This window comes from Brucella sp. TWI432 (genome assembly GCF_039674445.1).
Taxonomy (GTDB): Bacteria; Pseudomonadota; Alphaproteobacteria; order Rhizobiales; family Rhizobiaceae; genus Brucella; species Brucella chromiisoli.
Genome location: NZ_JBDJNL010000001.1, coordinates 643,458 through 664,858 on the forward strand (window position 1 = coordinate 643,458; position 21,401 = coordinate 664,858).

Consider the following 21,401-nt stretch of genomic DNA (forward strand, 5'->3'; position numbering starts at 1 on the left):
GGGTGGTTATTCGCCGTCCGTTCCAATGCAGTGATTTGAAATGAAGCGACCGATTGCCGTTAGATCGGGGCATCATTTTTAGCTGGCTGGCCCCGTTGCCGGGGCCAGTATTTGTTATTCGCCGCCACCCAGAGAGTGAACGAAGATGGCAAGCTGCTTGACAGTCGCGTCGCCGAGGCGTGCTTCCCATGCGGGCATCACGCCATGCTTTGGACGAGCCACCTGCTTTGCAATCGCGTCTTCACCTGAACCATAGAACCAGATGGCATCGGTGAGGTTTGGCGCGCCGAATTCACGCAGACCCTTTGCATCTGCGCCATGGCAGACCGCGCAGTTTTCAGCGAAGACCTGCTTGCCTGCCGGGACCATGTCCGGATTGTGTGGCGTGCCGGAAAGGCTGACCACATAGGCGCTCACATCGCGAATCTGCTCTGGTTCGAGCACATCGACAAAGGCAGGCATTTCCGAAATGCGGGTTTCGCTGTCATCGGGCGAGCGCACACCATGGCGAATGGTCGTCAGGATGTCGTCTACCGAACCACCCCACAACCAGTCGTCATCATTGAGGTTCGGATAGCCGGGAGCGCCCTGTGCACCTGTGCCATGGCACTGAACGCAGTTCACGCGAAACGCTGCTGCGCCGCCAGCAATCGCATATTGGCGCAGGTTTTCGTCAGCGATGATCTCATTGACGTCTTTCGCATTGATCTGGTCCATGATGCCCTGACGCTCAGCCGTGATCTGGGCGTTTTCCTTCCAGAAATCGCCGCGGCTTGACCATTCAGTGAGACCAGCCGTCGAGCTTGAGATCAGTGGCCATGCCGGATAGGCGATGACATAGGCTAATGCCCAAAAGATGGTTGCGTAATATGTCCACAGCCACCAGCGTGGCATGGGGTTGTCGAGTTCCTGAATGCCGTCCCATTCATGTCCGGTGGTCTCTACGCCACTGACTTCATCAATTTTTTTGTCAGTCATTTTTGTCGTCCTTGAATGGAATTTCCTTCGCATCATCGGCTTTCTTTTTGCTTCCCGGACGGAAAGCAAAAAGCACCACGAATACAAAGAACAGAGCCATCGCGAGCAGGCCCCAGCTATCGGCGAAAGTGCGCAGGGTGTTGTAATCCATGGCTAATTCTCCGCTTTATCGTGCTTTGGGGGACTGGTCGTAGGTCGAGAAGTCAACGAGCGTGCCGAGCATCTGGAGATAGGCAATCAATGCATCCATCTCCGAAATGACCTGTGGGTTGCCGTCAAAGTCGCCAACTTTCGCCTTTGGATACCGTTCAAGAAGGGCGGTCGTATCAGCGTCCGGCTCAGCCTGCGCTTTCAGATCGGCAACCGCGTTATCGACCATCTCTTGGCTATAAGGCACCCCGACGGCAGCATTAGCTTTGAGGTTCGCCGAAATATCAGTGATCTTGAGCGGGGTGTTGAGTAGGAAGCCGTAATTCGGCATGACCGATTCCGGCACGACGTCGCGCGGGCGCACCAGATGCTGCACATGCCACTCGTTTGAATAGCGACCACCGACGCGCGCAAGGTCTGGACCCGTGCGCTTCGATCCCCACTGGAACGAATGGTCATACATAGACTCTGCTGCCAGACTGTAATGGCCATAACGCTCCACTTCATCGCGGAATGGGCGGATCATCTGGCTGTGGCAGAGATAGCAGCCTTCACGCACATAGATGTCGCGGCCTGCCAGTTCCAGTGGTGAATAGGGACGCATCCCTTCCACCTTCTCGATGGTATTTTCGAGATAGAACAGCGGTGCGATTTCCACGATGCCGCCCACAGTTACGACGGCCAGCGAGGCAATCAGCAACAGCGTTGCGTTTTTCTCCAGTTTGGAGTGGTTTTTCAGAAAAGACATCAATCACACTCCTTATTTCGCTGGCTGCATGGTTGCGTCAACCACAGGCTGCACACCGCCCATAGGGGCTTCTTTGCGCAGATTTCCGCGAATGGTCTGATAGACGTTCCAGGCCATAACCAGTCCACCGCAGAGATAGAGAACGCCGCCCATTGTACGAATGACGTAGTAAGGGAACATGGCAGCAACGGTTTCGACGAACGAGTAAACGAGGAAGCCCTGGCTATCATATTCGCGCCACATCAAACCCTGCTGGATACCGGAAACCCACATAGCAGAGGCGTAGAGCACGATGCCGAGTGTGGCGAGCCAGAAGTGCCAGTTGACCATACGGATCGAATAGAGGCGTTCACGATTCCACAGCTTTGGCGTCAGGTAGTAGACCGCAGCAAAGGTGATCATGCCGTTCCAGCCAAGCGCACCCGCATGAACGTGACCAATCGTCCAGTCGGTGTAGTGCGACAGCGAGTTCACAGCCTTGATCGACAGCATCGGACCTTCAAAGGTTGCCATGCCGTAGAAGGCGATCGCTGCAACCATCAGACGGATGATCGGATCAGTACGGACCTTGTCCCATGCACCCGAAAGCGTCATCAGACCGTTGATCATACCGCCCCATGACGGCATCCAGAGCATGATCGAGAACACCATGCCGAGCGTCTGCGCCCAATCGGGAACAGCGGTGTAATGCAGATGGTGCGGGCCAGCCCAGATGTAGAGGAAGATAATCGACCAGAAGTGCACGATCGACAAACGATAAGAATAGATTGGACGGTTCGCCTGCTTCGGCACGAAGTAGTACATCATGGCGAGGAACGGCACGGTCAGGAAGAACGCCACCGCGTTATGGCCATACCACCATTGGGTAACTGCATCCTGTACACCTGCGAAAGCCGAATAGCTCTTCACGCCAAGGAAGGAGACCGGAATCGCCAGATTGTTGACGATGTGCAACATGGCGATGGTGATAATGAACGACAGGTAGAACCAGTTTGCCACATAGATATGTGGCTCTTTGCGTCGCAGGATGGTGCCGAGGAAGACGACGAGATAGACGACCCAAACGATGGTGAGCCAGACATCGACATACCATTCCGGTTCAGCATATTCGCGCGATTGCGTGATGCCGAGCAGATAGCCGGTTGCTGCCATCACGATGAAAAGCTGATAGCCCCAGAAAACGAACCAGGCCAGATCGCCACCGATGAGGCGCGCGCGACAGGTGCGCTGCACGACATAGAACGACGAGGCGATCAGGATGTTGCCGCCAAAGGCAAAGATCACTGCCGATGTATGCAGCGGACGCAGGCGGCCAAAGTTGAAATAGGGTTGCAGATTGAGATCCGGGAAGGCGAGCTGTGCTGCGATAAGCACGCCGACGAGAAAGCCGGCCACGCCCCAAAACACGGTTGCGATGACGCCATAACGGATCGGCCCATCCATATAGGTGGACTGATCGACTTTCTTTGGCGTCAGGCCGTAATCGGCATTACGCATCAAAAGAATGGTGAAGATGGCAAGTGTTGCGAACAGAATCCACATGTGGATTCTAAACAGCTCATCATGAGAAAATCCGGCCAGAAGCACAGCAAAAAGTGCTCCCAGACCAGACAGGACTGTTCCAGCGGCGTAGTTCATGTAATCCCCTCGCAGCGCAAGTCAGAAGCTGCCCAAGTGTCCAAGTGACGACAGCTATAGCGATAGCCCTTCTATCGGCATTCCACGGTTGCGTGTCATTGATCTAAATCAAATAGCACTTGATTGGGATGCGACGAATTGGGCGTTTCGAGAGGAATAGCTTTTTTAGCGTGAGAAATAGCTATTTGATTCGATTAAAATTTTTGATTTCGGATTATTGTGCTGGGATAATCAGTGAAGCGCGCAAGCCGCCTTCGGGGCGATTGTGAAGCTGCATTTTTCCGCCCATACGGGCTGTTGCCATTTTCACAATAGCCAGCCCCAGACCGCTGCCATTCTCACTTCTGTTCGAGCCGCGATAAAAGCGTTCGGTCACATGTGCCATGTCTTCAGGCGCAATACCGGGACCATCATCCTCGACAGTGAGCACAAGCTTGTCGTCATCCCGCTGAAGGTTGCATCGCACAGACCCGCCTTCCGGTGAGTGGTTGACGGCGTTTTCAATCAGATTGCGCATGGCAAGCGTGAAGAGATGCGGATATTCCATTGTCACAAGCGGAAGATTATTGGGAAGCTCAATCGTCACGTTGCGATTTGCCGCAAGCATACGCATGTCGGTCGAGATAGAAACCAGCAACTGACAGGCGGGTTCGGGCGTGGGCCTCACCATCTCGTCACCTGTTTCCAGGGCCGCAAGGTCAAGCAGCTGGCTGACGAGGCGGCTCGTGCGATCAACACCTGACGCAATCTGGCGGATTGCCTTGAGACGCATGGTGTCATCTTTGGCACTCTCTGCAATCTGCGCCTGTGTCTTGAGGCCCGCCAGTGGAGTTTTGAGTTCATGCGCGGCAAAAATTGCAAAATTGCGCTCGCGTTCGCGCGCCTCTTCCACGCGATGGAAAAGATCGTTCAAAGCGGACACTGCGGGTGCGATTTCGGAAGGCAGCTTCTCTTCTGGCAGAGGATGCAAATCGCGCGCGTCGCGCTTCGACAACGTGCTGGCAAGACGGCTTAACGGATTAAGTCCGCGTCGCACGCACAGCCAGATCAGGATGGCAAGAATGGGCAGCAAGAGGAGGGCAGGCAGAACAACACCGGCTACCACATTTTGCACGAGGCGCTCTCGGACCGAGAGGCTATCGGCGACCATAACACGCAAACCAAGCTGCGTGTTTTCCACGGCAAAAACCCGCCAACGGTCGCCTGCAACAACCGTATCCGAAAATCCGTTCGCCACGTTGGTCAGGCGGGCGCCGGGCGCACTTTCCGAGCGGCCAACCAGCCTTCCATCGATAGCCCATATCTGGCAGAAAAGCTGACGGTCATAGAGCGGAAAATCGGGCAAGGGCTTGAGCGAAAGTTGTCCGCCATTTCCATCGGGCGCGACTTCAACACGCCGCTCGGTCAGCAGCGAATTAACCATGCGGGCTGCTTCCATGAGGCGCGCATCCAGTACTTTTTCAAGCCTTGCTTCCGTGCTCACATGAATCCAGATAACCGCAAACACCCAGACGAGAAAGGTGATCCCGATCAATATGCCCGTCAGACGGCTGCGGATGGAATTCATGTTTGTGCTCCCGCGAGCCTGTAGCCAACGCCGCGCACCGTTTCGATGAAGGCTGAACCGAGCTTCGAGCGCAAGTGATGAATATGCACTTCGACCGCATTGCTCTCCACCTCTTCCTGCCAGCCATAAAGTGCTTCCTCAAGCGATGACTTGGAAACGGTTGCGGTTGGCCGCTCCATCAATGTGCGCAGAATAGAGAATTCGCGTCGCGTCAGGCGAAGCGGTTCACCGTTGAATTGCACTGACATTTCCGCCGGGTCAAGTTCAACGCCCTGCCATTCAAGCGTGGCACTGGCACGACCCGCGCCGCGCCGGGCAATGGCGCGCACGCGCGCTGCAAGCTCATGAAGATCAAACGGCTTGCCGACATAATCGTCCGCACCCGCATCAAGCCCTGCAATGCGTTCCGGCACCTGATCGCGGGCGGTTAGCAACAGCACCGGCGTTTGATCCCGTGCCTGCCGCATCGACTTCAACACATCAAGGCCGGAACCGTCTGGCAGCATGAGATCGAGCACAATTGCGTTATAGTTCTGCGTTGCAAGGGCTGCTTCGGCGTCGCCGCAGCTTGCAACGGCATCCACGGTGAAGCCGGCCAATCCCAGCCCCACGGTAAGGCCGTCGAGCAGGAGTGCATCGTCTTCAACCACCAGAATACGCATAGTCGTCCCTGTTTCAGTGTTGACTGATTTTGAGCCAGCTTTCGCTTCGCCAGCTTAAGGTTGCCTTAAGGTGACGCGATCATTGGCTTTTTATAATCTACTTGTTCATTTAAATAAAATTTCAGCTTATGAAGGCCGGCATGTTTTGGGGACAGCGATATTGGGGTTTGAGAAATTGAATTTATGCACTGCGAAGCTAAGAACGTGCCTGTCATACGCGCGAATGATCCTGGTCGGCTTTTTACCACTGGCTCTTGCGGCGTGCACAAGCGTCCCCACAGACAGGCCGATTCCCGTCACCATGCCGCAACCCGTGGCCCTCGCGCCTGAGCCGGTGCGTGCTGCGCCTGTCGTTGAGCCTGAGATACAGACGGCGAAAAGCGAATATGAAGTCATGTATGGCGCGGTCACCGATCGTGGAAATCATATTGCGGCACTTGATCTGAGCAAAATAGCGCAAAGAAATCTTCGTAAGCAGGTCGACTATCAGACCACGCATCCGGTTGGCACGATTATCGTCGATCCCTATAAGCGCTATCTCTATCTGGTGCAGCCGGACGGCAAGGCCATGCGCTATTCCGTTGGCGTCGGGCGTGCCGGAATGACATTCAGCGGTGACGCAGAGGTCGCCTATAAGGCTCAATGGCCGCGCTGGACGCCAACGCAGAACATGATCAAGCGTAACCCCGAACATTATGCAAAACATGCCCAGGGTCTGGAAGGCGGTATCCGCAATCCGCTCGGTGCACGCGCACTTTATCTTTATCGTGATGGCAAGGATACGCTTTACCGTATCCACGGCACCAACGAGCCATGGTCAATTGGCAAGGCGGCCTCGTCTGGCTGTATCCGTCTCTTCAATCAGGATATTATCGATCTTCACAAACGGGTTTCCAACGGAAGCCGTGTTGTTGTTCTCAACAAGGCTCAATCGTCTCAGGGAGAAAGCTGATGATAAATCGCCGCCAGATGCTTGCTGCAACGGCAGCAGGAGCCGCGACGATTGCCATTTCTGGTGGCGGAAGTTTTGCGCAAAGCATGCCGAGCGTGGCCGATGTGCTTTATGACAAAGATATCCCGGTGCTCGGCAATCCTCATGGCGATGTCACCATTGTCGAATATTTCGACTACCAGTGCCCTTACTGCAAGCGAGGACATGCTGAACTGATGCGCGTTGTTGAAAACGATGGCAAAGTGCGGCTGGTGCTTAAAGACTGGATTATCTTTGGCGATAATTCTGCCTATCCGGCACGGCTGGTTCTGGCAGCAGAAAAATCCGGCGCCTATGTCAAGGCAATGGAAGCCATGATGCAAACGACAGGGCGTTTGAGCAAAGATCAGACGGACGAGGCTCTTAGAAAGGCCGGTCTTGATCCGAAAAAACTTGAAGCGCAATATCAGGCAGATGCCGTAAGGATTGATGCTATCCTTGAGCGCAACATGGAGCAGGGCGAGGCGTTTAATTTCGGTGGCACGCCGTCTTTTGTGATCGGCACCAGACTCTATGGCGGCGTGATGAAAAAGCAGGGCCTGATCGATGCAATTGCACAGGCTCGTAGGGGCTGATGAATTTGAAAGTAAGCAGCGGAGTGTTGTCAGTCTTGTAAGGCTTTAGATTTCCTTCATAGTAAGAAGGATCAATGGACATGAACCTGATGACATGCACGCCAACGCTCAACGATGACACGGATGAAAGCCGCTGGCACAAAGTTCTCACACGCGACAAAGCTGCGGATGGCGAGTTTTTTTATGGCGTACGCACGACGGGCGTTTATTGTCGCCCGTCTTGCCCTTCACGGCGTGGAAAACGTGAAAACGTTCAGTTTTTTGACATGGCAGAGGCCGCGGAACGCGCAGGATTTCGTCCCTGCATACGGTGTAAACCCAATCTGCCAGCAACGCTTGATGCACAGAACAATGCCCGTCATGCTGATATGATTGCAGCCGCATGTCACTATATCGATATTGCGGAAGAAATACCGGACCTTGACGAAATAGCGCGCGCAGTTGGTGCCAGTGCATCACATTTTCACCGTCTTTTCAAAGCCTTCACCGGACTGACGCCCAAAGAATATGTGGATGCGCAGCGCGGGCGAAAAATCCGTTCAGCCCTTGAAGCGCCGCAAGCAAGCGTGACAGCCGCCATTTATGAAGCTGGATATAATTCATCAAGCCGCTTCTATGAAGCATCGGACAAGGTTCTGGGAATGAAGCCAAAGACCTATAAATCCGGTGGGCAGAATGAGACAATCCGCTTTGCTGTCGGTCAGTCTTCGCTGGGGGCGGTTCTTGCTGCGGAAAGTGCGAAGGGTGTTTGTGCCATTCTGATGGGAGATGAGCCGGAGGCGCTGATCAGCAATCTCGAAGACCGGTTCCCGAAAGCCGAGCTTATCGGAGGGGACCGGGATTTTGAGGATCATGTTGCGCAAATTATCGGGTTCGTTGAAGACCCTCGTATTGGGCTTGATTTGCCACTGGATTTGCGTGGCACTGTTTTTCAGGAACGGGTTTGGCAGGCATTGCTGCAAATCCCGTTTGGTAAAACAGTGAGCTACACCGAACTTGCGCAAATGATCGGCGCGCCAAAATCAATCCGTGCCGTGGCGCAGGCATGTGGCGCCAACAAGATTGCTGTTGCGGTTCCCTGTCATCGGGTTGTGCGCAATGATGGTGGATTGTCCGGCTATCGCTGGGGTGTGGAACGCAAGCGCGATCTGCTTGAAAGAGAGCGCCAGCCTTCAAACATTGAGGGTTGCAACCCCGCTGCGGATAGCTTTTGATCGGATAAAACTTGAAGGATTCGGACATGAGCGTCACGATTTACGGCATCAAAAACTGCGACACCATGAAGAAGGCGCGCACATGGCTTGAAGATCATGGCATTGACTATGCTTTTCACGATTACAAGAAAGACGGCCTTGATGGTGCAACGCTGGACCGTTTCCTGAAAGACATCGAATGGGAAAAGTTGCTCAATCGTGCGGGCACCACGTTCCGTAAGCTGCCCGAAGAACAGCGCCACAATGTCGATGCTGCCAAGGCGCGTGAACTCATGCTGGCACAACCCTCTATGGTCAAGCGCCCGGTGCTTGAGAGGAATGGCGCGCTGACTGTCGGGTTCAAACCGGATCAGTATGAGGCGTTCTTCAAGGCTTGAGTACCGCAAAACCTGTCATAAATAGTATCTCCAGCGTGACGGATAAGTTGGCAGGTTAATAAATGCGTCAGCGAATAGAGAAGATTTTTCAGCAATGGTCAGTGAGTTGGCGTGATGCGCTGATTGCCTCTGTTGGTGGCGCAGTCGCATGGCTGATCTGTCAGTGGATGCTGGGGCAGCCGCGCCCTCTCTTCGCGATGGTGACAGCCGTTATCTGTCTTGCGCCCAATCTGCCCAATCATGGCAAACAGGCGATTGGCGTGATCGCAGGTGTGACGACTGGCGTGCTGGTGGGCGAGTTTTCTCTGCTTCTGCCCCATACGATTCCGGTCCTGCATATGAGTGTTGTCACCTGCATCGCCATGGTGATTGCAACGACCTTCGGTCTTGCGCCGGCTATCGCCATTCAATCGGGCGTTTCTGCTATTCTTGTCCTGGCAATGGGGCCGCAGGTCGCGGGAATGACACGGCTTATTGATGTTCTGGTGGGCGCGGGTGTCGGGCTTTTGTTCAGTCAGATATTGTTGACACCCGATCCGGTGCGCCTGATCGACAGAGCCGTGCGGGGACTTGTCGATAATATCCTGAAAGGTCTCAAAAAGTCGGCAATTGCGTTGGAAACACAAGATGTTATCCACGCACAGAGCGCAATCAACCAGTTTACACAGGCGCAACGCGCAGTCAACGCGCTGGGGGATGGCATAGCGCTCGCCCGGTCAAACGCGCGCTGGTCTTTGCGCGGTCGGCTGGTTGCGCGCGAGATCAGTGAAATGGCAGGCCGCTATGATCGCCGCGGCATCCGCCTTTATGCAACGGCTCTGCTCTTTGGAGAGGCCGTCGGTAATGCGCTTCGTAAGAAGGAAGCGTCGCCGCCCGAATGGATTTCACAATCGCTTCAATCGGTCATCCATAATTGTAATCTGGGCGAGGGCGACGCGCCTGAACGCCTTTCACCCGTGCCGCAGGATATTGATTTCAGTTGGCGGGATGCGGCTTTCCGGCTGCAATCAATGAACGAGACATTGCTGCATTTTCTTCATTCAGGCCAGCCAGACAGCGTGCCAACGCGCCCCCCAAAAAACAGACCGGATATACAGGCCGGTTAGGCTGCTTTTGCGGGATGCCGAAAAATTGAACTCAATTCGAGTGATTGTCTCAATCAGAAAAATTCAGTTGTGCACGATTACCCAAAGCGTATTTTCAGCGCTATGAATCAAGCACTCTCCCAGACAAATTCGCATCGTATTGCTCTTCGTTACGCTTTTGGCGGCTTTTTCGCCATGATTGCGGCAATGGGGATCGGCCGCTTTATTTACACGCCGATCCTGCCCGGCATGATGGTGGATGTGGGTTTTAATGCCGCAGATGCAGGCTTTATCGCTTCCGCCAACTATGTTGGGTATCTGTTGGGAGCAATGGTTGCGGGCTATGGCTGGTCAGCGGGGATTGAACGCAAAAGCGTCATTGCCGGTTTGATCATCAGTGCGGTTCTCTGTGCCGCGATGGCATTTTTTGATGGCGTTTGGCCGTTTTCGATCATTCGTTTTGCAGCAGGCTTTATCAGCGCCGTGACGATGATTCTTGGCACGACAATCGTGCTTAGCCATATAGCGATTGCCGAACGGGCAGAGCTTGGTGCGCTGCATTTTGGCGGGGTTGGCGCTGGTATTGCGCTTTCAGCGATCATGGTTGCGGGTATCCGGTTTTCGGGACTTGATTGGCGGGCCGACTGGATTGGAGCTGCCATTTTAAGTCTGGTCATGGCTGTTCTGGTGGTTGCGCTTGTGAAGGAAGGGCCAGTCGGCGGAGCCAATGGCAAGCGCGAACCGGCACTGCCAAGCAGCTTTGCTTTTAATGCGATTTCAATAGCCTATGGCATTTTTGGCTTTGGCTATGTGATCACGGCAACGTTCATCATCACAATCGTACGGGCAAATGATGGTGGCTCGTTGATGGAAGCAGCCGTGTGGGTTGTGACGGGATTATGCGCTGCACCTTCGATCTGGCTCTGGTCGCCTGCCATTCGGAAGTTTGGTCTCTTTATCGCTTTTGCGCTGACTGCGGCGATCGAAGCTCTCGGCGTGGCGGCAAGCGTGTTGCTTCCGCCACCTTTGGGGCCATTGGTTGGCGGTGCATTGCTTGGCATAACCTTTATGGCGCTAACGGCCTTCGGGCTTCAGACCGCGCGTGTGCTTGCACCGCAGTCGCCGAAGCGTGCCCTTGCAAGGATGACGGTTTGTTTCAGCATCGGACAGATTGCAGGGCCGCTGATTGCAGGCTTCATGGCGCAACGCTTTGGCTCGTTCACTGTCCCCACTCTCGTTGCAGCCTTTGCCCTCCTGATGACGGCGATCATTGCTTACGCCGCTGGGCGTGCTGCCAAGTAATGGAAAACCTTAAAAAAATTTAATTGGTAAACAGTTTTGGATCGGTGCCTTATGCAGCCAACATACTTGTTGGACCTATTGCAATGTTCGTATCCTTTTTCCCGCGTCCTAAGCTGTTCTTCTCATCCGTGCTCGTTTGGACACTGCTTGCCATTATTGGCTGGTATGAAGGTGGTGCGGCACTCGGAGGTTTAATCGGTTTGCCACCGGCGGCAGCTGATGTTGCACCCATCATTGGCGCAAGCCTCTTCTGGTCTGCGCCTTTCCTTTGGTTTTATATCTATTTTGCTGTCGCCGTGTTCGCATTCTATGCGGTCTGGTCATGGTTTGCGCCGCATCCATGGCAGCGATGGTCTGTGCTCGGTTCGGCTTTGATTCTGTTTGCGACCTATTTCAGTGTGCAGGTCAGCGTTGCGGTCAACGCATGGTATGGCCCGTTTTATGATATGGTGCAGAAGGCGCTGGGAACGCCCGGCTCGGTGCAGGCAGTTGATTTTTACTGGAGTATGGTGGACTTCGCAGGCATCGCCTTTGTTGGTGTCACCATTGGCGTGCTGAGCGCGTTTTTCACCAGCCATTATATCTTCCGCTGGCGCACGGCGATGAACGATTTCTATATGAGCCACTGGCCGAAACTGCGCTCGGTCGAAGGGGCTGCGCAGCGTGTTCAGGAAGATACAATGCGCTTTTCTACGACCGTTGAACAGCTGGGCGTCAATCTGATCAAGGCGATCATGACGCTGATCGCGTTTCTTCCGGTGTTGTTTTCGTTTTCTGACAGGGTGAGCGAGTTGCCAATCATCGGGCTGGTGCCGCATGCGCTGGTATGGGCGGCAATTGTCTGGGCGCTGTTTGGCACCGGCTTTCTGGCGCTGGTCGGCATCAAACTGCCGGGGCTGGAATTCAACAATCAGCGCGTGGAAGCGGCCTATCGTAAGGAGTTGGTCTATGGTGAAGATCATGCGCATCGTGCCGAGCCGCTTACGATGGGAGAACTGTTCTCCAATGTCCGCCAGAATTATTTTCGGCTCTACTTTCACTACGTCTATTTCAACGTTGCCCGTATCTTTTATTTGCAGGCTGACAGTATTTTTCCGACACTTATTCTGGTGCCATCAATTGTTGCGGGCAAGCTGACGCTTGGCCTGATGAACCAGATACTCAATGTGTTTGATCAGGTGCGTGGGTCGTTCCAGTATCTCGTTAATTCATGGACGACCATTATCGAACTTCTTTCGATCTATAAGCGTCTGCGTGGCTTTGAAGCGGTGATTTATGAGGAGCCATTGCCGGTGCTGGATCAGGAAAATCTCGGCCTGATGTCATAATCTTTACGATCTTCTCTGCGCGGCGCTGTCGCCCGGAGCGATGATTGTGTTGAGATAATCATTATATGTCGTGCATTTCACATCAGGCTTGTTGCAGACCTCGGATACGAGACGTTCCATGGCGCGCCAGTAAGCCCCGTCATTCATTAGCACAAAGTGAAAGCCAAGCTGTAAGGGAATGCGCTCACCATTATACTGTTTGTCGAAGGCCGTGCGGAAAGCTTTATAGGCACGTTCTTCAAACACAGCTGCCTGGGCGGGCGCTTCCTTGCCTTTGGAGTGGCGGACATAAAGATTGTAATCCATACCCACGATAAGCCGCTGCGATGGGCCTTCAGGAATAAGCGGCAGACCGAAAGACGCAAACTGCCCAGTGATCTGTGGCAGTTCCGGTCCACGCGTGATCGATGATGCTTGATAGCGGAAGCCATTGGCTTTCAATGCATCCTGTACGGGCTTTGATGCCGCAAGATACGGCGCGCGGAAGCCGTTTATGCCGTGGCGCGCCAGTTCTTGCCAGCCCTCGGGCTCGCCGTCGATACCGTTATTCTTATAAGCATCGGCAGTGATGCGGCGGAATTCTTTGATTTCCCTGTCCCAGTCGGCCGTGGACCAGTTGGTGCCATCAAAATGGCCGCAGCCATGGCTGGCAATTTCGTTCCCTTCCAGGTGCGCCTGCCAGATATTATCAAGGCGCGTCACAACTTCATCATGGCTCAAAGCAAAGCCGACATTGGATGCACCGGCACGTTTTTGCGGCGGTTGATAATCGCGGCGGTTTTTCTTTTCCATCAAAAAGACGCAGGACAGGAAATAAGTGAAATGCGCATTGTTGTTTTTCGCCAGTTCGCGTGAACGGGTCCAAAGCTTGTTGTCATGCGCGCCGTCAAAAGAGATCAGCACATATTGCGGCTTAGAGGTTTCTGCCTGAGCCGGATTTGTGACAAAAGCAAAAGTGGCCGTGACAGCAAGGACAGAAGAAAGAATACGCATAAGAGTGTGAACGCCACTTTGGGGGAAAGGTTGCTTCCTACGTGTTGAATAAGGCGAAGCTCGGACACAAATACAGATTGTTCGGGTAAGGTGCAGCTTATTTCGCTGACGGGTCTTACATATGGCGCGAATTCCGACTAAAAGCGCCTGAACATAGAAATTAAGATCAACAGTTTTCAGAGCGTGGCTTTATGCGCATAGCGCTCAAGTAAAAAATGGCAGGTCCATGGCAGACGACAGTTTCATTCGCGAGGTAAACGAAGAGCTCCGTTCGGAACGGGCGAAGCAGGTTTGGAAAAACTTTGGCCCTCTTCTAATTGGCGCGGCGATTGCGATTGTAATCGGTACAGCCGGCTGGGTCGGTTATAAGCACTGGACTGAGAGCAAGGCATCTGCCTCTGGCGATAAGTTTCTGGCGGCTCTCGATCTCGCCGCTTCCGGCAAGAACGAAGAAGCCATCGCCGCACTCGATGATCTTGAAAAGACAGGCTATGGCTCTTATCCGGTACTGGCGCGTTTGCGTGCTGCCTCTGTGCTGGCGGAGAAGGGTGATGTGCCAGCGGCTGTTACGGCTTTTGATGCGGTTGCAGCGGATAATGCAGTTCCCGCGCCGATGCGCGACATAGCGCGCATTCGTGCAGCCTATCTGCTGGTGGATTCTGGTTCTTATGATGATGTCGCAAAGCGCGTTGAAACGCTTTCGGCAGACGGCAATCCAATGCGTTCGAGTGCGCGTGAGACCCTTGGTCTGGCAGCATGGAAAGCGGAGCGTTTCGACGATGCCGCAAAACTTTACCAGCAGATTGCCAATGACACACTGGCTCCGGCGAACATCCGCCAGCGCGCCAATACAATGCTTGATCTCATGCGCGGCGCTGGCATTAAAATGCCAGAAGCTCAGGGCTGAGCTAAACCAATTTCGGAGTAATACGAACCTATGGGTTTCACTCTCGCCATTGTCGGGCGTCCCAATGTCGGCAAGTCCACCCTGTTTAATCGCCTCGTCGGCCGCAAGCTGGCGCTGGTTGATGACTTGCCGGGTGTCACGCGCGACCGGCGTATTCATGATGCCAAGCTTTATGATTTGAAGTTTCAGGTCATTGATACGGCTGGTCTTGAAGATGCTGCCAATGACAGTCTGGAAGCGCGCATGCGTGCCCAGACGGAGGCTGCCATTCAGGAAGCTGACGCCATTCTTTTCGTCATTGACGCGAAAGCCGGGCTGACGCCAGCCGATAGCACTTTTGCCGAACTGGTCCGCCGTTCCGGCAGGCCTGTTGTGCTGGTCGCAAACAAGGCGGAAGCGAGGGGCGCGCAAACTGGCCTCTATGATGCTTTCCAGCTTGGCCTTGGGGAACCATGTCCTGTTTCTGCTGAACATGGTCAGGGCATGCCCGATTTGCGTGACGCAATTGTCGCGCTTCTGGGCGAAGAGCGTGCATTTGCCGATCAACGTGCAGAAGAAGCTGCGGAAGAGGCTTTCACGCCGGCTGCCGTTGGTGAGTTGATTGGCGATGATATTGAAGACCCGGATGAGGAAATCATCCCGGATTATGATGCCACCAAGCCGTTGCGCATTGCCATTGTTGGACGTCCGAATGCGGGTAAGTCCACGATGATCAACACAATGCTTGGCGAAGATCGTCTGCTGACAGGGCCTGAAGCCGGTATCACGCGCGATTCGATCTCGGTCGAGTGGGAATGGCGCGGACGCAATATCAAGCTTTACGATACGGCTGGTCTCCGTCGTAAATCGCGCGTGCAGGAAAAGCTTGAGAAGCTTTCGGTTGCCGATGGTCTTCGTGCGATCCGCTTTGCGGAAGTGGTGATTATCGTGCTTGATGCGACGATCCCTTTTGAAAAGCAGGATTTGCAGATCGTCGATCTGATCATCCGCGAAGGCCGTGCGCCGGTTATTGCGTTCAACAAATGGGATCTGATCGAAGATCGCCAGATGGTTCTGGAAGATCTTTACGAAAAGACGGCGCGGCTTCTGCCACAGGTGCGTGGCCTTCGTGCTGTGCCGATATCCGGTGAGCGCGGGCAGGGGCTGGACAAGCTCATGGAGAATGTCGTCAAGACCCATGAAATCTGGAACCGCCGCATTTCGACGGGTCGTCTGAACCGTTGGCTTGAAGGCGTTATTGCACACCAGCCACCGCCGGCAGTTTCTGGCCGTCGCCTCAAAGTCAAATACATGACGCAGATCAAGACCCGCCCACCGGGCTTCGTGGTCTCCTGTTCACGCCCTGATGCGATGCCGCAATCTTATGTGCGTTATCTCATCAATGGCCTGCGTGAGACATTTGATATGCCGGGCGTGCCGATCCGTCTGTCGCTCAAGACGTCGGACAATCCGTTTGCGGGTCGCGCAAAAAAGAAGAGATAAATGAAAGCCCGGTTGTGAAGCCGGGCTTTCTTTTTGCGGGAAACGCGTCCTCAGAGCATTTAAAGTTCTAGCCGAAAACGCCGCCCTCATCAGCGTCGACAGTAATCGACAATGTGACATGGCGTGGGCGCGTGAGCGCAAAGAGCACAGATTCAACGATATCGCGGCTTGTGGCTGCTTGCCCCTTTTTTCGATGGGCGGAGGCTTCCCAGTTGTCCTCCAGGGGCGACGCGTCTTCGAGGTAGGGCGGGTGCACGATGATGGAACGCACTGGCGTTCCGGCAAGCTTTTGCCGTAGGCCGTCTGCCAGTGCAGCCTGTGCGCGCTTTGCAGCATAGAACGGCACCGAAACTGTTTGTAAGGGCGCATTTGGCAGGCCACTGATCGAACCGATGGTCACAATATCCGGGCGCGATGACGCGTTGAGAAGGGGCAGCATCCCTTGCGTGAACATAAAGGTTCCGGTTACCGCGGCATTGATGACGCCCGAAACTTCCTCAATGGAATATTCGTCCTCTCTGTCTTCCAGCCACATAGCGCCATTGTTGATAAGAATATCGATAGAACTGTGGTCCGCTTTGATTGTTTCCATAGCGGCAGCCACGCTTGTCATGTCTGCAAGATCGACCTGCACTGTTTGCACCTTGCACCCCGTATGTGCCGCAATCTTATGGGCCGTCTCTTCAAGTGCCTTCAGGTTGCGACCGCACAGCACGAGATCGCACCCGGCTTCGGCGAGGGAAAAAGCAAGAGCAGCACCCAAACCACGTGCGGCACCTGTTAAAACGGCAGTCGTTCCGTCTAAGCGGGACATGTGTGCTCCTTCGGTTCATTCATTGTGATTGTCTCTTATTCGTCTTTGGTGACTTGAGAAACTCTTATCTGTCTGCTACTTCGCCGCCTCCTGAAAATCCCCACCATTAGAGGCAGATTATGACGACCGTTAGCCAGAGCCAGTTTGACGGCGTTACACTGGGCATCGATTTCGGTACAACGAACACTGTTCTGTCTCTGGCCTCGCCAGATGGTAGGACGGCTGTGCTGAGTGTGCCAAAGGATGGCGTCGACATGGCCGGCTACCGCTCGATTCTCTGTTTCTGGCAGGATCGGGAAACTGGTGAGCGCACCTGCGAAAGCGGGGCATGGGCGATGGATGCCTTTGTGAATGCACCGCATTCAACGCGTATGCTGCAATCATTCAAGACGTTTGCGGCTCAAAAATCCTTCACCGATACGCCGGTCTTCGGCAAGCGTTTCAAGTTTGAAGATATTTTAGAGACGTTTCTTCAATCCGTTGCAGCACGCCTTGGTGATCGCCTGCCTCCAAAGGGCAATCGTGTCATTATTGGCCGTCCGGTCATTTTTGCCGGAGTATCGCCGGACGAAGACCTGGCCATGCAGCGTTATGAAAAAGCGTTCCGTGCTTTTGGCTTCGCCGACATTCACTATGTTTATGAGCCTGTGGCGGCGGCTTATTTTTATGCACAGGAACTCAAAACCCAATCCACTGTTCTGGTCGCTGACTTTGGTGGTGGTACGAGCGATTTTTCCATCGTGCGTTTTGACGTGGGTGCGAATGGTTTGAGTTTCACGCCACTGAGCCAGACAGGTCTTGGCATTGCGGGCGACACATTTGATTATCGCATCATAGACAATGCGGTGTCGCCGCTCCTTGGCAAAAATGGCGAGTATAAATCTTTTGGCAAGCGCCTGCCGATACCGCGGCATTATTATGCAAATTTCGCGCGCTGGAACACATTGTTTCTGATGAATTCGCCCGCAACTATTCGCGCACTGACCGATCTTGCCAAGAATGCAGTTGATCCTGAGCCGCTTGAACATTTCATCCATCTGATCGAAAACGACTACGGTTATGAAATTTATCGGGCCGTCTCAAATCTCAAGGTTCGCCTGTCGTCGGAAAAAGTATCCGAACTGCATTTCAAGGCCGATGATTTTGAAATTCGTTCCGCTATCACGCGCGATGATTTCGATAGTTGGATTGCCAGCGATGTGGCTAATATCGAGCAATCCGTTGAGCAGGCCGTGGAAAATGCCGGGCTGACGTTTGATGGCATCGACCGTGTGTTTCTGACGGGCGGCACTTCCTTCGTGCCGGCCATTCGCACGGCCTTCGAGCGGCGCTTCCCCGATGCAATGGTTACAAGTTCGAATCAGTTTGATTCGATTGCCAATGGTCTGGCATTGATTGGCCAGAGTGACGACATTCAACGCTGGGCGGTTAAGCCGAATTAAAGCGGGTTGGTTGTGCCTGCGCATTTTAAATTCATTTTTTACGCCGAATAGATCGCGAAGGGAGAAGCTTGCGCTCATTTGTTGTTTAGAGGTTCAAAAAAGCAAATGAAAACAAGCAAGCGGCGCCTGGTGTTAATTCAAAATTAATCAATATTTTCAAAGGGTAAACGAAAATCTGTTAACCATCCATCAAGGTTAATGCTCCATTATTCGCTATAGTTAAGTAATTGTTGCGAGTGGAGTTTGCGGTGCGTTTTGGTTCCATACGAGCGCTGTTTGGCCGGTCGAAGGCCGTTGCCGAGCCGGTATGGCACTATCCGGTGACGGGCTATTGCCCGGAGGATGGTCGCTATTACGCCGTGCGTGCCAAGCCACGTCAGGTCGTGCGCAAACCACACCGTATGGTGCCGCTCGTTCTGGCCGCAATCACCTATCTTTTCAATTCCAATGCAATTGCCTTTCAGGATATGGCAAGCCTCGTTCCGAGCGCTGATATTGCCGGTCATCGCTGGACGGCATTCGTCGCCAAAGCACCCGTTGGCTCGCTTCATCAGGCGGAAATGCCTTTCGTTGACGCAACGACTGTAACCGGCAGTATTTCCAGCGGTGGCATTGAAGTTCCGGGCATCGGTCGTGTTGCGCTTTCGGGTGGCCACAAAACCGCAAAGCTTGGCGTTGACGACCCGAACCCGGATGAAAACCGTATCAATCGCGCGGATAAAACGGACCGCATCGTTTCGGTCAAGCCGAAGGCGCCGGCGCGTGCATTTAACGCGGGCAGCATGTTTGAAAAAATCAGCATGATCACCGCGCCGCGCGAAAAGATCGATGCGCGGATGGCTTTCTCCAAGTCCAGCATAGAAGGGAAGGAGGTTGAGATTGCGATGGCGTTCCACGCGATCAAACCGCCCAAGCCCAAAAGTGACATTCCTGTTCAATTGGCAAAGCTTATAAACAACGATCAGCCCGACGTTCTCGCGTTGGGCTACGCGCCGTCTAAGCCGGATTATGGCAAAACCTCTCCATTTGAGAGCATTTTGACGCCAGAGGCCGATGCAGGCCGGTTTGTGCCTCCAATCAGCAGTCAGGATCATGCTTGGGCCGCAACGCCTTTACCCGCCGAGTCGTTTGGAGCAAAAGAACAGAAATGTCTTGCAGAGGCCGTTTATTACGAAGCGCGCGGCGAAACGGTCAAGGGGCAGGTGGCTGTCGCGCAGGTTGTGCTTAATCGGGTGCGCAATCCCGCCTATCCAGGAACCATCTGCGGCGTTGTTTATCAAAATCGCAACTGGTTGAATGCCTGTCAGTTTTCGTTTGCCTGCGACGGCCAGAAACATCGTGTAACCGAAATGCCGCAATGGCGCATGGCGCAGCAGGTTGCCAAAACGGTGACTGCAGGCCGCATCTGGTTGCCGGATGTTGGCTCTTCCACGCATTATCATGCAACCTATGTCAGCCCTTTCTGGGCGCCAACCATGAAGAAAATGACCAAGATCGGACTTCATGTGTTTTACCGGACCTATGGCGGCGGTTGGAGCTGATACAGCCCGTCATGGAAAATCACTTTCGCACACATTTATTTGTTTCGTATGCCGGTCGAAACAGGTGCAGATTGGTGAATCTCTCTGCTGACCGACGCCCAATTTGATTCCAATTTTTGGGCCGAATGGCTGTGTGATTTTTGCCTTTGGGTGGAAAATGAGTCGCACCAGGGGCTAAATTATTGTATTTCCAAGAGAAAAAACCTTTTGAAGCAACTGCTTCACTGCCTTGACTAGCGGGCGGTGTGTCAATATGTTGCGCGCAACTTGGAAATGGGCTTTCAACGCCCGCGTTTCTTGCAAAAAGGAGCTGCCAATGACGAGCGGCACTGAACCGGGAAAAGCACCCGGCGAAGGCAAGAATGCAGGCGGGAAAACTGTTTCCGGGGGGCTGGATCAGCGTTTGAATCGCCTTGAAGCCGAATTGGCCAAAAAGGGTATGTTCAAAGCTCCGGCTTCCGAGGATGAGCGGTCGGAAACTTCCAGTTCCGTTGCGCAGGCCATGAAACTCTCCAGTGAATTTATCGCTGGTATCATAGTTGGCGCGCTGATTGGTTGGTTTGTTGATCGTTACGCAGGCACGTCGCCTTGGGGGTTGATCATCTTTCTCCTTCTAGGCTTTGGTGCAGGCACCCTCAACGTGCTCCGTTCCGCAGGTTATGTCGCCGATCAAGGCAATATTAAGTCTGACGTGGATAAGGGCAGGAAAGACTAAGTCTTAGCGGACATGACAAGAATGTTCGCGTATAGACGCTTGTGACAACGGGCCGTTGGTCCGTGACTGAAACGCCCAAGCGAACCTTTGGTTCGCCAGTGAAGTGCCTTAGGGCAGGAACGACAGACGAGGTTAAGTTGGCCAACGATCCGATTCATCAGTTCCAGGTTTCCCGATTGATTCCGATCGACGTCGGTGGATTGGACCTGTCGTTCACCAATGTTTCGGCCTTCATGGTCGCAACTGTGGTGCTCGCATCCGGTTTTCTTTATTTCACATCGTCGAGCCGTGGATTGATCCCAAGCCGCCTTCAGTCGGTTTCGGAGATGGCTTATGAATTCGTGGCGTCAAGCTTGAGAGATTCGGCCGGTTCGAAGGGTATGAAGTTCTTCCCCTTCGTTTTCTCGCTGTTCATGTTTATTCTGGTCGCAAACTTTATCGGTCTGTTTCCTTACTTTTACACGGTCACCAGCCAGATCATCGTAACATTTGCGCTGTCGCTGCTCGTTATTGGAACAGTCATCATTTACGGTTTCTACAAGCACGGCATTGGCTTCCTGAAGCTTTTCGTGCCAAGCGGCGTGCCGGGCATTATCGTGCCACTGGTTGTTGCCATTGAAATCATTTCTTTCCTTTCGCGTCCAATCAGCCTCTCGGTTCGTCTTTTCGCGAACATGCTTGCAGGCCACATCACGCTCAAGGTTTTCGCAGGCTTTGTTGTCTCGCTCAGCTCGCTCGGAGCGCTGGGTGTGGGTGGCGCTATCCTGCCTCTCATCATGACGGTCGCGATCACCGCGCTTGAGTTTCTGGTTGCGTTCCTCCAGGCTTACGTCTTCACCGTTCTCACCTGCATGTACATCAACGACGCAGTACATCCGGGTCACTAAAGCAT

At 53.7% G+C, this 21,401-nt stretch carries 21 protein-coding genes; 13 read left to right on the forward strand and 8 right to left on the reverse strand.

Going from position 1 to position 21,401, the window contains the following annotated elements; all coding sequences use genetic code 11:
* Positions 1 to 114: 114 nt before the first annotated feature.
* From ccoP to ABE527_RS03185, 6 genes are all read right to left on the reverse strand, one after another.
* Positions 115 to 978 carry a cytochrome-c oxidase, cbb3-type subunit III gene (gene ccoP, locus ABE527_RS03160; RefSeq protein WP_499696112.1) on the reverse strand — a complete coding sequence of 288 codons (864 nt, stop codon included), beginning with the start codon at positions 976 to 978 and terminating at the stop codon, positions 115 to 117.
* Positions 971 to 1,129 carry a cbb3-type cytochrome c oxidase subunit 3 gene (locus ABE527_RS03165; RefSeq protein WP_265983015.1) on the reverse strand — a complete coding sequence of 53 codons (159 nt, stop codon included), beginning with the start codon at positions 1,127 to 1,129 and terminating at the stop codon, positions 971 to 973. Before ABE527_RS03165 ends, ccoP begins: the two co-directional genes overlap by 8 nt.
* Positions 1,130 to 1,144: 15 nt before the next feature.
* Positions 1,145 to 1,876: a cytochrome-c oxidase, cbb3-type subunit II gene (ccoO, locus tag ABE527_RS03170; protein ID WP_265983016.1), complete on the reverse strand. Its 732-nt coding sequence runs from the start codon at positions 1,874 to 1,876 to the stop codon at positions 1,145 to 1,147.
* A 12-nt stretch (positions 1,877 to 1,888) separates the two neighbouring features.
* On the reverse strand, positions 1,889 to 3,514 hold the full coding sequence (gene ccoN, locus ABE527_RS03175; RefSeq protein ID WP_499696113.1) for a cytochrome-c oxidase, cbb3-type subunit I: 1,626 nt from the start codon (positions 3,512 to 3,514) through the stop codon (positions 1,889 to 1,891).
* A gap of 214 nt (positions 3,515 to 3,728) precedes the next feature.
* Positions 3,729 to 5,081: an ATP-binding protein gene (locus ABE527_RS03180; protein ID WP_499696114.1), complete on the reverse strand. Its 1,353-nt coding sequence runs from the start codon at positions 5,079 to 5,081 to the stop codon at positions 3,729 to 3,731.
* Positions 5,078 to 5,743, reverse strand: a complete 666-nt coding sequence (locus ABE527_RS03185; protein ID WP_265983019.1) for a response regulator — start codon at positions 5,741 to 5,743, stop codon at positions 5,078 to 5,080. Before ABE527_RS03185 ends, ABE527_RS03180 begins: the two co-directional genes overlap by 4 nt.
* Before the next feature lie 223 nt (positions 5,744 to 5,966).
* Here ABE527_RS03185 and ABE527_RS03190 point away from each other — a divergent pair, with 223 nt between their 5' ends.
* From ABE527_RS03190 to sbmA, 7 genes are all read left to right on the forward strand, one after another.
* The gene (locus tag ABE527_RS03190; RefSeq protein ID WP_396996560.1) at positions 5,967 to 6,695 is read left to right on the forward strand and encodes a L,D-transpeptidase; all 729 of its coding nucleotides are present in this window, start codon (positions 5,967 to 5,969) and stop codon (positions 6,693 to 6,695) included.
* Positions 6,695 to 7,309 (forward strand): DsbA family protein, encoded by a 615-nt coding sequence (locus ABE527_RS03195; protein ID WP_265983021.1) that lies wholly within the window; start codon positions 6,695 to 6,697, stop codon positions 7,307 to 7,309. The genes ABE527_RS03190 and ABE527_RS03195 overlap by 1 nt, the downstream gene beginning before the upstream one ends.
* Positions 7,310 to 7,389: 80 nt before the next feature.
* A complete protein-coding gene (gene ada / locus ABE527_RS03200; RefSeq protein WP_499696115.1) occupies positions 7,390 to 8,523 on the forward strand; it encodes a bifunctional DNA-binding transcriptional regulator/O6-methylguanine-DNA methyltransferase Ada in 1,134 nt (377 codons plus the stop codon).
* Positions 8,524 to 8,549: 26 nt separating this feature from the next.
* Positions 8,550 to 8,900: an ArsC family reductase gene (locus ABE527_RS03205; RefSeq protein WP_265983023.1), complete on the forward strand. Its 351-nt coding sequence runs from the start codon at positions 8,550 to 8,552 to the stop codon at positions 8,898 to 8,900.
* Positions 8,901 to 8,962: 62 nt separating this feature from the next.
* Positions 8,963 to 10,006 carry an FUSC family protein gene (locus ABE527_RS03210; protein WP_396996553.1) on the forward strand — a complete coding sequence of 348 codons (1,044 nt, stop codon included), beginning with the start codon at positions 8,963 to 8,965 and terminating at the stop codon, positions 10,004 to 10,006.
* A 102-nt stretch (positions 10,007 to 10,108) separates the two neighbouring features.
* Entirely contained in the window at positions 10,109 to 11,287 is a 1,179-nt protein-coding gene (locus tag ABE527_RS03215) for a YbfB/YjiJ family MFS transporter (protein WP_265983025.1), read from the forward strand.
* 83 nt (positions 11,288 to 11,370) lie between these two features.
* Complete coding sequence (sbmA, locus tag ABE527_RS03220) at positions 11,371 to 12,615, forward strand: peptide antibiotic transporter SbmA (protein WP_499696116.1); 1,245 nt, start codon at positions 11,371 to 11,373, stop codon at positions 12,613 to 12,615.
* A 3-nt stretch (positions 12,616 to 12,618) separates the two neighbouring features.
* On the opposite strand, the gene ABE527_RS03225 is transcribed toward sbmA, so the two are convergent.
* Positions 12,619 to 13,608: a polysaccharide deacetylase family protein gene (locus tag ABE527_RS03225; protein ID WP_499696117.1), complete on the reverse strand. Its 990-nt coding sequence runs from the start codon at positions 13,606 to 13,608 to the stop codon at positions 12,619 to 12,621.
* Between the two features lie 226 nt (positions 13,609 to 13,834).
* Between ABE527_RS03225 and ABE527_RS03230 the strand changes: the two genes are divergently transcribed.
* Both ABE527_RS03230 and der read left to right on the forward strand, forming a co-directional pair.
* Positions 13,835 to 14,515: a tetratricopeptide repeat protein gene (locus ABE527_RS03230; RefSeq protein WP_265983028.1), complete on the forward strand. Its 681-nt coding sequence runs from the start codon at positions 13,835 to 13,837 to the stop codon at positions 14,513 to 14,515.
* Positions 14,516 to 14,545: 30 nt separating this feature from the next.
* A complete protein-coding gene (gene der / locus ABE527_RS03235) occupies positions 14,546 to 15,997 on the forward strand; it encodes a ribosome biogenesis GTPase Der (protein WP_265983029.1) in 1,452 nt (483 codons plus the stop codon).
* Between the two features lie 67 nt (positions 15,998 to 16,064).
* Here der and ABE527_RS03240 read toward each other — a convergent pair whose 3' ends face one another.
* The gene (locus ABE527_RS03240; protein ID WP_499696118.1) at positions 16,065 to 16,811 is read right to left on the reverse strand and encodes an SDR family oxidoreductase; all 747 of its coding nucleotides are present in this window, start codon (positions 16,809 to 16,811) and stop codon (positions 16,065 to 16,067) included.
* 119 nt (positions 16,812 to 16,930) lie between these two features.
* Here ABE527_RS03240 and ABE527_RS03245 point away from each other — a divergent pair, with 119 nt between their 5' ends.
* From ABE527_RS03245 to ABE527_RS03260, 4 genes are all read left to right on the forward strand, one after another.
* Positions 16,931 to 18,253 (forward strand): Hsp70 family protein, encoded by a 1,323-nt coding sequence (locus ABE527_RS03245; protein ID WP_499696119.1) that lies wholly within the window; start codon positions 16,931 to 16,933, stop codon positions 18,251 to 18,253.
* 248 nt (positions 18,254 to 18,501) lie between these two features.
* Positions 18,502 to 19,794, forward strand: coding sequence for a cell wall hydrolase (locus ABE527_RS03250; protein WP_265983032.1), 1,293 nt, complete (start codon positions 18,502 to 18,504; stop codon positions 19,792 to 19,794).
* Positions 19,795 to 20,110: 316 nt separating this feature from the next.
* A complete protein-coding gene (locus ABE527_RS03255) occupies positions 20,111 to 20,509 on the forward strand; it encodes an AtpZ/AtpI family protein (RefSeq protein WP_499696120.1) in 399 nt (132 codons plus the stop codon).
* A gap of 137 nt (positions 20,510 to 20,646) precedes the next feature.
* Complete coding sequence (locus ABE527_RS03260; RefSeq protein ID WP_095446113.1) at positions 20,647 to 21,396, forward strand: F0F1 ATP synthase subunit A; 750 nt, start codon at positions 20,647 to 20,649, stop codon at positions 21,394 to 21,396.
* The last annotated feature ends 5 nt before the right edge of the window (positions 21,397 to 21,401 follow it).